The 15,295-nt window shown below is 54.4% G+C and carries 13 protein-coding genes; 1 reads left to right on the top strand and 12 read right to left on the bottom strand.

What is annotated here, in order from left to right; all coding sequences use genetic code 11:
* Positions 1 to 80: 80 nt before the first annotated feature.
* Positions 81 to 1,283, top strand: a complete 1,203-nt coding sequence (gene fabV / locus ACSHSR_RS08115) for an enoyl-ACP reductase FabV (RefSeq protein WP_025887141.1) — start codon at positions 81 to 83, stop codon at positions 1,281 to 1,283.
* A gap of 118 nt (positions 1,284 to 1,401) precedes the next feature.
* On the opposite strand, the gene ACSHSR_RS08110 is transcribed toward fabV, so the two are convergent.
* From ACSHSR_RS08110 to ACSHSR_RS08055, 12 genes are all read right to left on the bottom strand, one after another.
* On the bottom strand, positions 1,402 to 4,239 hold the full coding sequence (locus ACSHSR_RS08110; RefSeq protein ID WP_109247365.1) for an ExeM/NucH family extracellular endonuclease: 2,838 nt from the start codon (positions 4,237 to 4,239) through the stop codon (positions 1,402 to 1,404).
* Positions 4,240 to 4,492: 253 nt separating this feature from the next.
* Positions 4,493 to 5,011, bottom strand: a complete 519-nt coding sequence (locus tag ACSHSR_RS08105) for a GDYXXLXY domain-containing protein (RefSeq protein WP_201314568.1) — start codon at positions 5,009 to 5,011, stop codon at positions 4,493 to 4,495.
* The gene (locus tag ACSHSR_RS08100) at positions 5,008 to 7,224 is read right to left on the bottom strand and encodes a DUF2157 domain-containing protein (protein ID WP_109247366.1); all 2,217 of its coding nucleotides are present in this window, start codon (positions 7,222 to 7,224) and stop codon (positions 5,008 to 5,010) included. The genes ACSHSR_RS08105 and ACSHSR_RS08100 overlap by 4 nt, the downstream gene beginning before the upstream one ends.
* A 232-nt stretch (positions 7,225 to 7,456) precedes the next feature.
* Positions 7,457 to 8,704, bottom strand: a complete 1,248-nt coding sequence (locus tag ACSHSR_RS08095; protein ID WP_025011214.1) for an ABC transporter permease — start codon at positions 8,702 to 8,704, stop codon at positions 7,457 to 7,459.
* The gene (locus tag ACSHSR_RS08090) at positions 8,701 to 9,921 is read right to left on the bottom strand and encodes an efflux RND transporter periplasmic adaptor subunit (RefSeq protein ID WP_025011213.1); all 1,221 of its coding nucleotides are present in this window, start codon (positions 9,919 to 9,921) and stop codon (positions 8,701 to 8,703) included. The genes ACSHSR_RS08095 and ACSHSR_RS08090 overlap by 4 nt, the downstream gene beginning before the upstream one ends.
* On the bottom strand, positions 9,918 to 11,081 hold the full coding sequence (locus ACSHSR_RS08085) for an efflux RND transporter periplasmic adaptor subunit (protein WP_107005378.1): 1,164 nt from the start codon (positions 11,079 to 11,081) through the stop codon (positions 9,918 to 9,920). The genes ACSHSR_RS08090 and ACSHSR_RS08085 overlap by 4 nt, the downstream gene beginning before the upstream one ends.
* On the bottom strand, positions 11,068 to 12,144 hold the full coding sequence (locus tag ACSHSR_RS08080; protein WP_044734751.1) for an HlyD family secretion protein: 1,077 nt from the start codon (positions 12,142 to 12,144) through the stop codon (positions 11,068 to 11,070). Before ACSHSR_RS08080 ends, ACSHSR_RS08085 begins: the two co-directional genes overlap by 14 nt.
* The gene (locus ACSHSR_RS08075; RefSeq protein WP_025887136.1) at positions 12,134 to 12,814 is read right to left on the bottom strand and encodes an ABC transporter ATP-binding protein; all 681 of its coding nucleotides are present in this window, start codon (positions 12,812 to 12,814) and stop codon (positions 12,134 to 12,136) included. The genes ACSHSR_RS08080 and ACSHSR_RS08075 overlap by 11 nt, the downstream gene beginning before the upstream one ends.
* Before the next feature lie 271 nt (positions 12,815 to 13,085).
* Complete coding sequence (locus ACSHSR_RS08070; protein ID WP_109247371.1) at positions 13,086 to 13,493, bottom strand: hypothetical protein; 408 nt, start codon at positions 13,491 to 13,493, stop codon at positions 13,086 to 13,088.
* A 52-nt stretch (positions 13,494 to 13,545) separates the two neighbouring features.
* On the bottom strand, positions 13,546 to 13,950 hold the full coding sequence (locus ACSHSR_RS08065) for a hypothetical protein (protein ID WP_025887134.1): 405 nt from the start codon (positions 13,948 to 13,950) through the stop codon (positions 13,546 to 13,548).
* 55 nt (positions 13,951 to 14,005) lie between these two features.
* On the bottom strand, positions 14,006 to 14,461 hold the full coding sequence (locus ACSHSR_RS08060) for a GNAT family N-acetyltransferase (RefSeq protein ID WP_025887133.1): 456 nt from the start codon (positions 14,459 to 14,461) through the stop codon (positions 14,006 to 14,008).
* Between the two features lie 42 nt (positions 14,462 to 14,503).
* Positions 14,504 to 15,118, bottom strand: a complete 615-nt coding sequence (locus tag ACSHSR_RS08055; protein WP_025887132.1) for a GNAT family N-acetyltransferase — start codon at positions 15,116 to 15,118, stop codon at positions 14,504 to 14,506.
* Positions 15,119 to 15,295: the final 177 nt, after the last annotated feature.

Here is a 15,295-nt window from a genome sequence, read left to right as displayed (position 1 = left end):
CAGGCTTTTTGAAAAAATCAGTACCAATTAGAGTTGAAATACTTATCCTAATGACAGTTTTCGGAAGAAGAAGCTAAGACATGATTATTAAACCTAAAATTCGTGGTTTCATTTGTACCACTACTCATCCTCTGGGCTGTGAAGCCAACGTGCTGGAGCAGATCAACACCACCAAGGCCAAAGGCAAGATAGCCAATGGCCCCAAGAAAGTACTGGTGGTAGGTTCTTCCAGTGGTTATGGTCTCTCCTCCCGTATTGCCGCCGCCTTTGGTTCCGATGCTGCCACTATCGGGGTCTTTTTTGAAAAGCCCGGCACTGAGACCAAACCCGGCACAGCCGGTTGGTACAACTCGGCGGCGTTTGACAAGTTTGCCAAGGCTGAAGGCCTGTATTCCAAGAGCATCAACTGTGATGCCTTCAGCCATGAAGCCAAAGCCAAGGTGATTGAGCTGATCAAGGCCGATCTGGGCCAGATAGACATGGTGGTTTATTCACTGGCCTCGCCTGTACGCAAACTGCCAGACAGCGGCGAAGTGATCCGCTCGGCCCTCAAGCCTATCGGCGAGTCATATCGCTCTACCGCGGTGGACACCAACAAAGACACCATCATTGAAGCCTCGGTTGAGCCGGCGACAGAGCAGGAAATCAAAGATACTGTTACTGTGATGGGTGGTCAGGATTGGGAACTGTGGCTAGATGCCCTCGACAAGGCTGGCGTGCTGGCCGATGGTTGCAAGACAGTAGCTTACAGCTATATAGGTACAGAGCTGACCTGGCCTATCTACTGGCATGGCGCTCTGGGTAAAGCCAAGATGGATCTCGACCGCGCCGCCGGCGAACTGAACCAAAGACTGGCCGCCAAGGGTGGCAGTGCAAATGTCGCTGTGCTCAAGAGTGTGATCACTCAGGCCAGTTCGGCTATTCCGGTAATGCCACTGTATATCGCCATGGTCTTCAAGAAGATGCGCGAAGAAGGCCTGCATGAAGGCTGCATGGAACAGATTTACCGTATGTTCAGCGAGCGCCTATACAAGGCCGATGGCAGCAAGCCAGAAGTAGACGATGCCAACCGCCTGCGCCTGGATGATTGGGAACTGAGAGAAGATATCCAGCAGCATTGCCGCGATCTCTGGCCACAAATCACCACAGAAAACCTCAGTGAGCTGACCGACTACCGTGAGTACAAGGCCGAATTCCTCAAGTTGTTTGGCTTTGGTATCGAAGGCATAGACTATGATGCCGACGTTAATCCGGCGGTTGAGTTTGATGTTATAGAGCTCTAAACAAGGTGCAGGCAAGTATCAAGTCGCTGTTAAACGCTGCTCTTGATTAAATGCACAAAAGAAACGCCCCCAATTGCCTTAGCTATTGGGGGCGTTTTACCTTTTCGGGTATTTTTGATTAGAAGCTCAGGCTGGTGCTGGCCTTTTGCTTATCATTGTCGGTCACTGTCAGTGTCACTTCATTGGCACGACCGCCAATACGCATGGCAACCGGGCCGTTGAATCTACGCCCATCGTTGAAGCGCCACTGCTGCTTTTTGATATAACCGTCAGGATCATAGCTCTCGGAGATAAACACCTGCAGCAGCCAAAGATCCAGATGACGGATAACCGCCACAGGCTCGGTCGGCTCAGGGGCTATCTCAACGGTTACCTCACGGCTGACACTGTGCTGGGCACCTTTGTCATCGGTCACGGTCAGAGTGATGAGGTAGACACCGCTTTGCTGGTATTCATGGCTCACTTGCTCGCCAAAGGCTTGAGTACCGTCACCCAGATCCCACTCCTGGCTCACCAACTCACCGTCGCTATCACTCGAAGTGCTAGAGAGCGCCACCGCGGCACCATTTTGCTGCACTGAGAACTCGGCAACCGGTGCCTGATTGGCCGCGGCAAAGTCCAGGGCGATGATCACAGGGTCGTGATCCGATGAACGGAAGGCATCGTTGCTGTAGAAACTTTGCAGTTGCTCCGGCGTCTTGAACTCAGTGTTATAGTCCAGCACCCTGGGTTCATCGGTATTGATATGCCACTCGGTCACATCACGAACATTGGCCAGCATGGCTTCATTGGCCAGTGCATGATCTAGCTGTCCCGACTCACCGGAGAACACATAGGAGTATGCTGAAGGTTTACCAAGCTCGCCAAACAGCTCGGCGTAACCGGCATTGGCCAGGGTTGTCAGTGGATCTTCCTTGGCGTAGGCGTTGAGATCCCCTATCACCAGCACCTTGTCATCCTGATATTCTACCTGCAGGAACTGGCCTATCGCCATGGCTGCGCGGGTTCGGGTCAGATTACAGTTACCCTGGCCGTCGTTCATGTCGGGATCGCCCAGCGCATTACAATCACTGCCCTTGGACTTGAGGTGGTTGACCGCCACCACAAAGCTATCCTCACTGTCGTTGACGCTAAACTTCTGGGTCAGCATGGGACGGTTCTTGCCATCGTTGAACAGCACCTGACCATTGTCATCCAGCGCCGAATTGCTGCTGTCCAGAATCGCCGCTACCCCTTCTGGGGTGACTCTGTCCTGACGATACAGAATACCGACACTGATCTCATCGTTGCCAATACGATTAACCTGTGGCGCCAGATAGCGATAGCTGTCAGTGCCAATGGCGTCGTTGAGACCGCGGGCCAGATCGGCAATTGCCGAGTTACTGCCGAAACCATCGTTCTCGATTTCCATCAACCCGAAGACATCGGCGTTAATGGTTTTCATCGCCGCGATTATCTTGGCTCGTTGGCGCTCAAACTCCTCTTGAGTATCGGCGCCACGGGACGTGGGGAAACCGCCGCCCTGGCCATCGCCGTTGAAATAGTTGAGCACGTTGAAACTGGCAACTGTCAAGGCATCGAGACGATTCAACTCAGGCTCGGACGCTCTGGGATTGGCGGCAACAAAGTTGACGGTATCGACCGGCATCAAACGGTAAATGCCAAAACCGTAATGCATCACCGCGGTGAGGTTTGTGACAGTATCACCGACTCTGAGCGGGTTAGCGGCGCTCAGACCCGGGGCCGGATAGATAACAGGATCCGGGTTTTGTGCTGTCAGGCCATCGTCAAGCACTATGGAATCCAGGGCATTGGCTGCCGTGACCGCCAAGGCATCGGCGCCGGGATTGGCCACCTGAGTACCGATAAAGTGACGGCTAGAACCCAGCAACACCTCACCATAACGGCCAAGGTTGTAGACTTCGTTTACCGTAAGATGCTGCTCAAAGCTGACCAACATGCCTTCGAAGGCTTCAAGTGCACTGCTGTCATTGACCGGCAGGCTCACTCTGGCTGCACTCGGCAGAGGTTGTGATGTGGCACACAAGGCCTTGGCACTGACATTGGTCAGTTCGGTCAGGCCTTGATATTCAGTGACCTGAGCCCGCACCCGAATTCGGTCGCCTGCCTGATAGCCACTGGCGCTATTGCCTGTGTACAGGAACACCCCTTCCGAGGTCAAAGGATCGGCATCCGCCTCGGCATCGGCCATCTGCAGGAACAATCCCTTGAGACCCGCTTCCTGGTTGCTGGTGACTATTGCTTCCACTTCCAGGGTTTCACCAGCCAATGGACTGGCCTCGCCGCTACCCTGCAATGCATGAATGGGTGTAGCCGCATCGCCGCAAACCAAGGCGCCATTACCGGGATCTGTCGGTTCACCCGGCTCGCCGGCATTACCGCCAAAGGCCCCCAGGTCGTCGATATTATCGATGGCAAAGCCGTCCCAACCACTGAGGTCAACCGCATCGAAGGGGTCGAGATCCGCACTCAAGTTGTCCAGCTTACGCCTTATAGTATTGTTTTGAGTGGAAACATCACCGCTGCCCCACTCGGAGCCGGGATCCACCCCAACCTGGCCCAGGCTGTCGACCACCTCACCATTACGGCTCAGCACCAGGGCATCATCACCGTTGAAGAAACTGGCGCTGCTGGTTTGCTGCGCCAATGCCAGGATTGCAGCGTCGGCATCATTGTCGGCCAATACATGAGTGCCACCGGCGGCCAGCATGCCGCTCAGGGCAATGCTGCTGCCTGCACTGCTACTGCCATTGAAGAAGATATCCAGCTGATACTGGCTGAGATCGACAGCTTGGCTGCCGGCGTTAAAGAGTTCGATGGCCTTGTTATTGCCTGAGCCTTCAACATATTCGGAAATGATCACTTGCTCGCTCGCCTGAGCCTGGGCAGCAACACTGCCCACGGCCAGGGCAAGCAGACTTGCCTTGGTTAACATATTGACCCCTGAAATATATCCTGATTATAGTGATTTTCTTATTTATCAATAAGTAATGTTATTTCCACATCCCCGCATCCGGAGATGCAGCCACTATAAAGGCCACAGGTTACAATCAAGTTGCAACATGTAAAATATTTACCAAACTTTAGTGTTAGTTAATTAGTCCTATCAAGGGGTTAGCTTGGAGACAAAATTGAAAGCGCCTGAGTAACTCTAGTGCTCTAAGAACATGGCGTTACCACTCTTAGGTTCAAAGCGGCTTAAGTTGGCCGTCACGCAAGCCCACTAACATCAGTTCCCCGTCAGCGCCCAATCTCAGCTCGCCATAACGTCCCTGGCTGAAATGCTCGGCCTGGCCCTCTTCAAAGAAAAAAGCCTGGCTCGCCAATTGCACTTCTCCCTGACGGACTTTAAACGGCAAGCGTCTTTGCTGCTGCAACAAATGAGCCTCAAGGTCACTCTCCAGCGCCACAAAAGCGGCACGCTGCTGCTCATCGATACTCACTCTGAGCCAGCCCTGCATATTGTCCTGAAACTGCCCTTTTGCACGCAGCTCATTGGCCAGGTTCCGGGCCAATTTATAGTCGAGTTGCATATAATCCCCCTGCATCAGCGAGCGGGGATCCACCGGGGCCAGCTCAAGCAAAATGGGCTCACCGTGCTGCCAGAGCTGCTCTTTCTGCCACACGGAAATGTTGATGGCCAGCAAACAAAGCAGCCCCCATATGAGGCACAACCCCATGATTTTTGGCGTCAATTTCGGTTTCATGACTGCTCTCCTCCATTCTGCGCCGCCAGCCACTCAGGCCTGTCGCTCAAAGGCTTGAGCGCAAACCAGAGCAGTAGCAGACTCACGCCAAGCAACATCAGCAGCAAGGATTTTTCCAACAAGGTTTGCTGTAACGAGTAATAGTAATAACCGCAGTAGACCGGCATAGCCAGGACCCCGAGCCAGAGCAGCAAGCGCTCGGCCAGCACAAAGCCGAAAACCGCGACCAACGCGCCGGCGATAAGCCCGGGGATCCACCAAAACCAAACCAAGGCCGACAGCAGTCCCAGTAACAACAGCACCTGCGAACGCCCATCCAATTGATGCCGGATTGCGTTCATTCGACTGCCGAAAAGACACCAAAGTTGCCACAGCAGCAAAGCTTCAAGTAACCATTGCGCGCCCTGCAACATAGCAAGGCTCACACCGGTATCCTTTAACTCCCAGACACCTTCCAGCCAAACCAATTGCGGCGTCTGACAAAAGAGCAGCGCCAAGGTCATGGCCATGGCAAGGGAGCGCCAGCGAAGCGGCGTCTTGCCCCAGTCGGCCTCATGGCGCCAAAGCAGCACAAAGCCCAGTAGCAGTGCCGGCGTCACCAAGGGTAATAATGAAAGAGTCTGCAGCAGCGCAATCAAGGCCAATAATGCCAGCAGCGCGCAACTGGACCGGGTCAAATAAGGTGGCAGCAGATACCAGTGAAGCGAGGCCACCAGGGCCAGCATCAACCACCAGCGCCAGGAAGCCACTTCAAACAGCAGCTCGTCAAAGGTTATGCCATAGAGCACCAAGGCGGCCACGGCAAAGCTCAAGGCAAACTGAGAGATAAACAGTCCACTTTGACCTCGGCTCAAACCAAAGGCCACTGCAGATGCCGCCAGCGCCAGGCTCAGCAACAACCCAGGCTGAATATCGTCCAACAATAACGCCAGGCTGGTGCCGATGAAACCCAGCAAACAGATCCCGGCTAACCAGCCAAACAGGATAAGCATCGCCTTGAGATACCAGGGACTTTGCAACTCTGGTGTCTCTTGTGCCACATCCCCCGAGACAATGCCTGCCTGCTGCAGCCGTTGCCAGAAAAGGCTGTCCGCATTAAGGACGATTTGCTCATCCTCCCTGGGCTCTGTGTCGGCTGTCGCATCCTTGTATTTTTGGGTCTGTTGCTCTGGTGCAGCGGCCAGATAGTCAGCCTGCAAGCGCTTTAGCAGCAAGGCGACGACTGAGGCACTGAGCAGCACGCAAAGCGTCATCAGGGCAAACAACAGTACCACGGCATCACCGTCAAGCACTTCAGACAGCAAGCGCAGCAACCAGAGATCAAACAGCGCTGCCGTGCCGAAAAGCCCGAGCGCCATGCCGTAGAGTTTACGCCTTGTGTGATAGCCTCGTATCAGCGCTGCGGCAACAACCCCGTAGAGAACCACAGCAATAAACTGCTGTGCGCTCAAGGAGTCGAACAGTGTCCAACAACTCGCCAACAACAAAAAGCCCCAACTCAGCAGCCCGCTTGTTACCTCGCTGAGGGGGATGCCGTGCTTGTCTGTCAGCGCAAAACGAAGCAGGCATTGATGCAGCAGCCAATTAAGCGCAAACAGTGACCAAGGGATGGCGAGCCTGTCATCCCCCAGCAAGCTAAACAGGTCTGCAAACGGCAATGAGGTTATCTGCAGTAACAAGCACAGGGCCAGGTTCAACAGCAAGATAAGCAGCAGATAACCGGCTTCCAGTTTCAAAAACACCACCCAGGGCAAAATAAGCAGTGCCCACACGGCAAACAACTGCCAGTTGTCAGCCCCTTGCTGATAGCTCTGGCCGATAAAGGCCAGCAAGACGCCGACAAACACACAGGCCGCAAACAGGAGCCAGGGCAAAGCGCCTTGTGCCTTGTCGGCAAGGGGTAGCTTTAACCGTCGGCTCAACGCAAAGGCCAACAACAAACAGCCCAGCAAGCCGGTTTCCAATAACGCCAACTTGCCCATGCGCGGCAAAGCGGCCCAGTTGTAGGCAAAAAAGCAGATAAGCGCCGAAACAAAACAGAGCGCAGCGCTACCCAGCAGCAGAGGGTTGAAAAAGCTCAGGCTCTGCTTGACCCCAGGTGATGGCAGTAACCCCAAGGCTTTGCGCCACGCAGCCCCCGAGACAAGATGTTGCGAATGCCATAGATAGAGTTGCTGCTTGACCTGGGCTCTGTGTTGTTGCAATGCATCCATGAAATGACCTGCCCGCTTTCCTTAAATGAATTAAGTTCCTATATTTAATCACAAGATCAAACAGATCAGCAGAGTTGTAGGCAGGGTTTGTGTGCCGACAGTTTCTCTTCAGAGAAACATCGACACAATGACAATAAAGCGCCTGTCTAACCCTTGCCGCTTTTGCAGAACACGCCCTTGCGAGCGCCGTCCATGGCGCCAAAGCCGCTGACAGAGGAGAAAGAAACCTCTGTCAGTCCCGTTGCAAGGCAATAATGGGATCCAGTTTGGCCGCCTTCTGCGCCGGATAGAGGCCAAAGCCGACCCCAATACTCATACAAACCCCGAGCGCCAGCAGTATCGCAAAGGGAGACCAAGCCACAGGCCAACCGGCCGCAGTTGATATAAGCAGCGCCAGTCCCAGCCCTACGACTATGCCAAACAGACCGCCGGTAGCCGAAATGGCGATACTTTCAATCAAAAACTGCCGGGCGATATCCTTGCGCCTGGCTCCCAGCGCCCGCAGCAAACCTATCTCGGCGGTGCGCTCCAAAATGGTGGCCAGCATAATGTTCATAATGCCAATTCCGCCCACCAGAAGCGAGATCCCGGCGACACAGGCCATGACGATATTGAAGATCTGTTGGGTCTTCTGATGTTGGGCCAGAAGGTCGGCCGGCACCACTATGTCATAGTCCTTCTCACCGCCATGACGGCGCTGCAACAGATGATTCAGGCTCTTGGCCGCCAGCGAAGGCTCAACCTCTTCCCTGAGCGACAGCTTGATCATGTCCAGCTCATCTTCAAGCGCCTTGAACTGCATCTTTTTCAGGGCGCTCGACAGTGGAATAAACACCTGATTGCGCTCGCCCCCAAGCTTGACGCCCTGGATTTTGGACTTACCGCGATTGGCATCGGCCAAGATACCCACCACGGTAAACCATTGATGGTTAATCTTGATGTTCTTGCCAAGGGCATCGCCCTTGGGAAACAGGCTGCGGGCCGCCTCTGGCCCCAACACGGCGACCTGGCGAAAGTAAACTTGATCCTGCTCGGTAAAAATCTGCCCTTCACTGAGCTTGAGCGATGTCAGCCCAAAATAGCTGGGAGTCACTCCCATCACACTGGCATCGCTGCGCCCTTCGGCGGAAAACAGGCTGAAGGCCTTTACTTCCTTGGCGGCGCCCCAATCCTGGATAAAAGGCAAGGTGTCTCTGGCACTGTCGATATCACGCAGGCTCAGGCCGACACTGTGTTCACGAATCGATTTCAGCGCCTCGCCGTCATTGCTGCGGCTGTTGACCACCAGATTGCGAACCCCCATGGATTCAATCATCTTCAAAGCTTCACGCTCGGCACCCTCACCGACGCTGAGCATGGCTATAACGGCGCCGACACCGAATATCATCCCCAGCAACGTCAAGGCGGTACGCAGCTTATGGTGGCGCATCTCATCGAACGCCTGGGCAAATCCTTGCCATAGCCCTATCACCGGACTCATAGCTGACTCCTCTTGGGTGGGGTTGTCAGGGCTATTACATCACCGGGATTTAGCCCGGCGGTAATTTCGGTGCGGTTAAGGGACCTGTGCCCCGGAGTCACATCCCGGCGCACAAAGCCGCCGCCCTGCTTAAGAAACACCCAGTAGCGCCCATCTTTTTGAAACAGGGCTTGATTGGGTACAGTCAATACATCATTGAGATCCAGCACCTGTACCTTGGCGTTCACTTGTCTTCCCGGCTGCATAATGGCCGGCAAAGTTTGATCCAGGCTGATGGTGAACTGGAAATAGTTTACCGGGCTATCTCTGTCTTTGGGCTTGGCCAGCGCATCGACCTGGGTCACTGTGCCGCTAAAAGGCCTCTCAGGATAGGCATCCAGAGTCACGGTGGCCTGCTTGCCGATGGCGAGCCCCACAGCTTCCGATTCAAGCACATAGACCCTTGCTTGCATCACGGAAGTATCCGGCAATATACCTATGGGGAATCCGGACCAGATCATGTCACCCACCACAGGAAAGGCGCCATCCCAGCCAGCCTGATAGACAAACAGCCCATCGTGCGGCGCGATGATCTCCATCTGTGATAGATTGCCCTGATACCTGTCCATCTTGGCCTGATGGCCTTTCTGTTTCAGCTTGATAAGCGCCTGCTCGGCATCGGCCTGCGCCTGGTGCTGAGTGCCGCCCCACTGAAAATAATCCAGCTTGGCATCCAGATATTCCTTGTTGCGCATCTGATCTATGATGTCGATTTTGGTGTAGACCCGCTCATCTTCACTGAAAAAGCGCTCGGCCAACTCCCGCTCATTACCTGTAACCTTGCTTCCCAGAGTCAAACTCTGGCTCAAGGTGAGATCTTTCTCTGTCTGGATCTGTGCATCCTGCGCCAAGCGCTCAAAGTCGAAGGCTTCCATCTGCAAGCGAAACGACTCCCTTGTATCATCGAGCCTCGCCACCACATCCCCGGCCTTAACCTGGGTAAAGTTGTTCTGGATCCAGGCCAGGGACTGAGGCCCACGTAACCCCGTGGGCACCACAACGGGAGTGGACTGCGCCGCTTCCAGCTCACCGCTGGCGGGGATATTGACCTGAAACTCGCCGCGGCTGACTGTCATGGTGAGCACACCATCGTTGCCGCTTGGTTGGCAGCCACTCAAGGCCAAAGCTATTAAGGCCTGCGTTATCAAGGCACAAGCGATTAGCGAATGATTCTTCATGGCAGCAATACCTCATCGCCCACCTGCAAACCGGAGAGTATTTCAACCTGATCACCACCCATGGCACCAACCCGCACCGACTGTTTGCGAGCCCCCAAGAGCCCGTCCAGCAGCACATAAGGATGACCGGCCTCGTAATGCACCGCATCCTGAGCCACCAGAGTACGCTGGCTGTCATCGGCAATTTCTATGCTGATCTTGGCGGTCATTCCCGGACGCATCAGCTCGGTATCCGGCTCGTCTATGCTGGCAACCGCATCGAACACCACCAGAGGAACCTCCTGGCTTTTGTTACGAAAAACCGCGCCCAACTCTTTGATTTTTCCTGTAAATACTTTATCAGGATTGGCATCCAGACGGATCTTGAGTTGCTGGCCCAGTTTAACTCTGCGGGCTTCTACTTCAGGGATCGCCATATTGACCTGCATGCTGTCGAGATCCGGGATAGACAACACCACATCACCGGCAAACACAGATTGGCCCTCTTTGAGCTTGTTGCCCTGAGGATCGTTGCCATAAACCACCATACCGGCACGGGGCGCCACCAAGGTCATCGAGGCAATACCCTTTTTCAGCGCCGCCACTTCGGCAGCGAACTTCTGCCGGTCTCCGTCGAGCATGGCTTCCCGTTGCCGGGCGCTCTCTGCCTCAAGCACCAGTTGTTGCTGCACCAGAGTCACTTTGTCACGGGCGATCACCGCGTCACGTTGGTACTTTTCTTTATCCAGCGCCGCAACGGTGTCATCAGAGAGGGCAAACTTACGCTCGGCCTTGTCCAACTCCATTTTGGCCTCCGCCAGTTGCAACTTGAGCTCTTCCATCTTCTTGGCATTACGCAGCTTGGAAGTCTGCAAGTCCTGCACCGTTGCCTCAAGCTCGGCCGATTTGACCGACAACCTTTGGGTCAGTTCCGAGGTATCCAACTGAGCCACCATCTCGCCGCTTTCCACCTCGCTGCCTTCGGGCGCCAGTTGCTTGACCTGGTATTGCCAGATGCGCCGCATCACAGGCGGCATTAAAGACACGGTATCGGCCGCCACCAGCTCGCCGGTGACTTCTATTTTTTGACTCAAGGGCCCCTGCACCACCTGAGTGCTCACCCCATCACTGCAGGCGCTCAGCGCAAGCAGTGCCAACCAGGCCAAACTAAAACGCTTCATGTTTGCCTCCGGTTTCCACCAGCACACTCATGCCGGGGATCATGGCGATATCCTCAGGCGCCTTGAAACGGATCCCGACTTCGAACCAATTACTGCGGCCCCAGGCAGGTAAATTGATGGCCTGGCGACCGATACTGGCTATTTGTCCGGGAAAGGCGCGCTCAATTTCCGCATCCAAACTCATGGTGACGGCTTGCCCGGGTTTCAGGCGATCCACGTCCACCTCATTGACCCAGGCGATCACCTCCAGATCTTCCATGGCTGGCACAGTGGCAATTTGTCGCCCCACTTGCACCGTATCCCCCACCTCGAATTTTTTGTTGCTCCAAGGGTCCCGTCCAAGCAGCAAGGGGCCGGCGATTTCGGCTTTCAGCTCCAGGCTGTCCAAGTCCTTGAAGGCCTGGGCCAGCTCGAGCGCCGCCTTTTCCTTGTCAATCTTCAGCTGTGCCAGAGTCGCCTTCTCGGTATCCAGAGCTTCGGCCAGTGCTTGCTTGGCCTTGGTCACCTCCGCGTTTATCTGCAACAGCTTGAACTGATTGTCGGCGTACTCCTTGGCAGCAATAAAATCCGCCGGCACGGCCGCTACCAGTTGCGCCTTTTCCTGCTCCAGTAACTGCTTTTTCAGCTCAAATCTGGCTTGCAATACCTTGGACTTGAGCTCTATGGACTGGCTCTGCTCCTGCGCCGATACCCTGAGCATGCTGGCTTCCAACTGTTCTATCTGATTGGCTACCTGACTCTTGTCAAACACCACCACCACTTGCCCAGGGGACACCAAAGAGCCCTCGGGTAACATCCACTGAATTTGATAGCGCCAGGCATCACCGGCCTTGGGGACGCTGAAAGTCTGCGACTTGGCGGAACTGACTTTACCTGTCAGTAGCAGCTGCGCGGCGGGCTGCGACTTGGCGTCCGTCACCTTGTCCGTTAGAGGCTCCAATGGAGAAGCTATCGAAGAAGGTGAGCCGGCTGCCACCGCTATGGCGCTTCCTGAAACAGCCAAGCTTGAAAAAGTCAGGCCCGAGACCGCCAGGCTCAAAAGTAAAAGAGAATCAGGCCGCATTAGCCCTCCTGTCACTCTGCAGGCAACCATCTCGCATGCGGATAACCCGCTGGGCGTAAGCGGCCACTTCCTCTTCGTGGGTCACCAGAATAATGGTTTGCCCTGCGGCATGCAGCTCGGTAAACAGCGCCATGATCTCAAGCGAAGTCTTGCTGTCCAGCGCCCCTGTGGGCTCATCGGCCAGCAAAATGGCCGGGCGATTGACCAGGGAGCGGGCTATCGCCACCCGCTGACGCTGACCGCCCGAGAGTTGGTTGGGCCTGTGATCCAGTCGCTCTCCCAGCCCGACACGCCTCAGTAATTCTATGGCGTGGGTTTCATCGCCCTGCCCTTCTGGACTGTATCTCAGCGGCAGCATCACATTTTGCAGCGCCGTGAGTCTCGGCAAGAGGTGAAAACTCTGGAACACGAAACCTATCTGGCGGTTACGCACCGCGGACAAGGCATCATCATCCAGTTGTCCCACCTCTTCGCCATTGAGCAGGTAACTGCCGCTGCTGGGTTTATCCAGGCAGCCGATGATATTCATCAGCGTCGACTTGCCTGAACCCGATGGCCCCATGATGGCCACAAATTCATTGGCTTGAATGTCGAAACTGACTTCATCAAGCGCACGCACACAAGCGTCGCCCATCTGATAGGTTTTGCAAAGTTGTTGAAGCTTTATCATTGCTCTTGGTGGGTATTGCGACCGGCGCTCAACCACTCCTTGTTATTGTCTGCAGCTTTGAACCTTGGATAAAGGCGCAAGTTCCCTATTTAATGCCAAATTCCAGCGCCGGACCGCAAGCTAATTGTAAGCTGACATTTCAGCGCCCGAGAACCAATGCTGTGATGCCTCAAACAGCTTGAGGCCGATGCAACGCCTCTTGGTGTAATTCGGGCCGGGCTCATGAATTCTTGCCTTGGAATCGGGCTTAGGGCCTGACTTATGGGCTGACTTATGGCATAGCCCCTATCCAGGCAAACAGGGCCGCGAGGCCGTAAAGCAGCGGCGGCAACAGGCTCTGGCCACTTTTTTGCCCGCCAAGCAGTCTGGCATAGAGATGCCAGACCATCAAGAGAAGTAGGTTGAGAACAATAAAGAGTATTAAACCAAACACATAAGTTGCCGGCATCAGCTCAAACGCGCAGGCTATCAAGGCCAGAGCAGCAGTAAGCAAGAAGGGCGCAAAACTGAGATCCGCAAAGCAGTCTTGCTGTTCACGCCTGTTGGCGCGGCCATGGTTTTCCTGCGTCCAAGCTGCCCCTTGCCGGCGTTCGCGGGCTTTGGAACGGATCCTGGGCCAGAACTCAATCACCAGCGCGAACAAGATGATACAAGCAGCCAATAACAGACTCAAAAGCATAGTGTCTCCCTCCCATGGACAAAGAGACAAGCTGCGGCCGCATTTTATTGCATCACATGTTGGCCATTATCCAGTAGTCGAGGCGCTTTTGCGGCTCGGCCAAGATGGTTTTGCAGCTGTCTTTGTATTGACTCATCAAACCACCCAAACTCTTGCTGTTACCCATTGTTTCCAGCATTTCGGCACGGGCCGCAGCCACGCCCTTCTCGGCATCCTGTGCCGAACTGTACTGGGCGGCCAAAGCCTCGGCATCCTTGGCAGATTGTTTCAGTCTATCTCCAACGGCGGCCATCTGCGGTGCATTCATTGCTGCTATGGCTTCAGAACTTATCTGATAATAGGCGGCGCATTGCTGCAACTCGGCGCTAAAGGCCTCCTCGGCAGAACCGGCGAGTGCTGTGGCACTGGAAAATAAGCCGATGGCGGCAACGACAGACAAAACAGTTTTATGGGACATCTTGGTGATCCTCTTGATATCAATGAAGGCAAGCTACTTTAGTGCCTGATGAATTTCAAGGTTTTAGGGTCAGACTGTAGTGGAAAAATTCATTGTCCCGGACAAAACCAATGGACTCATAGAGCGCTTGAGCCCTGACATTATTACGCTGGGTTTCGAGGATCAATTCATCAATGCCCTGTGCTTTGGCGTAACTCAGCGTGGCATCGAGCAGCGCACGACCTATGCCGACACACCTGGCATGCTGAGTGACATAAATATCATTGAGGATAAGCAGCGGCGCCGCCTGCAGCGAAGAAAAGCCGGGATAGAGCTGCACAAACCCCAAGGCTTGGTTTTGCTCATCCGGCAGATAAAAGATCACGGATTCATCCCGCTTAAGCCTTTGGCTGATAAAGCTTAACGCCAGTTCGGGCTCGCTGGGATATCCATAAAACCGGCGATACTCATCAAACAGCGGTGAGATAATCTCGGCATCCTGTGACTGTGCCCGAATAACTTGCTTTAGCATGAATGATTTCCCTTCAATTCTATTGTCCTAAGTGGCGCTCACTCACTGTGCGAGTTCGGCATGGTACTGATCACTGTAAAATGCCAGCCTGTCCTTGAGGCCTTGTTTCACCTCAGGCCATTCGCTGTCAATGATGGAGTAAACCACTGTATCCCTGACACTGCCGTCCTTGAGCAGTCTGTGATTGCGTAAGATGCCATCTTGCTTGGCTCCCAGTCGGGTGATGGCTTCCCGTGAAGCCTGGTTGTGAAAATGGGTTCTGAACTCCACCGCCATCACATCCAGGGTCTCGAAGGCGTATTCCAGCAACAACAGCTTGGTTTCGGTATTGATGGCGCTGCGCTGCACGCTCTTGGCATACCAGGTATACCCTATCTCCAGCCGGCGGTTGGCCTGATCCCAGTTGCAAATGCGGGTACAACCGACAATTGCACCGCTGCTTCGGCTACGTACCGCAAAGGCCAAGGCTTCACCGCGCTGCTCACTATCCAAAGCCTGCTGGATATACTCCTTCATCTCATCCGGATGCGGCACGCTGGTGTACCACAAGCGCCACAACTCACCATCGGCGACCGCCAGCGACAACGCCGGCAGATGATCCTGACTCAAAGGTTCGAGGATCACATGTTCTCCGGTCAAGCATGCTTCCAGTCCCATGATTTGCCTCCCTAATAATGCAAGATTATGATTTAACACTTGTTTGATTACCAGACTAACATGAATAAATCATTAAACCAGAGAAAATGTTAACAAACGGTTTCTGCAGCAAGCCAGCTGAACTCTGTCAATCTGACGGGAAAACCCGGCCTTTTGACCCGCTGAATATCAGCCAGG

It is taken from the genome of Shewanella sp. VK101 (assembly GCF_056497865.1).
This window is presented reverse-complemented; position numbering and strand designations above follow the sequence as displayed.

Coding starts and splice junctions, on each gene's coding strand:
- ACSHSR_RS08060 (WP_025887133.1), bottom strand. CDS start 14,461: ATGCTAAAGCAAGTTATTCGGGCACAGTCACAGGATGCCGAGATTATC.
- ACSHSR_RS08095 (WP_025011214.1), bottom strand. CDS start 8,704: ATGAGTCCGGTGATAGGGCTATGGCAAGGATTTGCCCAGGCGTTCGAT.
- ACSHSR_RS08110 (WP_109247365.1), bottom strand. CDS start 4,239: ATGTTAACCAAGGCAAGTCTGCTTGCCCTGGCCGTGGGCAGTGTTGCT.
- fabV (WP_025887141.1), top strand. CDS start 81: ATGATTATTAAACCTAAAATTCGTGGTTTCATTTGTACCACTACTCAT.
- ACSHSR_RS08105 (WP_201314568.1), bottom strand. CDS start 5,011: ATGAAACCGAAATTGACGCCAAAAATCATGGGGTTGTGCCTCATATGG.
- ACSHSR_RS08070 (WP_109247371.1), bottom strand. CDS start 13,493: ATGCTTTTGAGTCTGTTATTGGCTGCTTGTATCATCTTGTTCGCGCTG.
- ACSHSR_RS08085 (WP_107005378.1), bottom strand. CDS start 11,081: ATGAAGCGTTTTAGTTTGGCCTGGTTGGCACTGCTTGCGCTGAGCGCC.
- ACSHSR_RS08090 (WP_025011213.1), bottom strand. CDS start 9,921: ATGAAGAATCATTCGCTAATCGCTTGTGCCTTGATAACGCAGGCCTTA.
- ACSHSR_RS08065 (WP_025887134.1), bottom strand. CDS start 13,950: ATGTCCCATAAAACTGTTTTGTCTGTCGTTGCCGCCATCGGCTTATTT.
- ACSHSR_RS08055 (WP_025887132.1), bottom strand. CDS start 15,118: ATGGGACTGGAAGCATGCTTGACCGGAGAACATGTGATCCTCGAACCT.
- ACSHSR_RS08100 (WP_109247366.1), bottom strand. CDS start 7,224: ATGGATGCATTGCAACAACACAGAGCCCAGGTCAAGCAGCAACTCTAT.
- ACSHSR_RS08075 (WP_025887136.1), bottom strand. CDS start 12,814: ATGATAAAGCTTCAACAACTTTGCAAAACCTATCAGATGGGCGACGCT.
- ACSHSR_RS08080 (WP_044734751.1), bottom strand. CDS start 12,144: ATGCGGCCTGATTCTCTTTTACTTTTGAGCCTGGCGGTCTCGGGCCTG.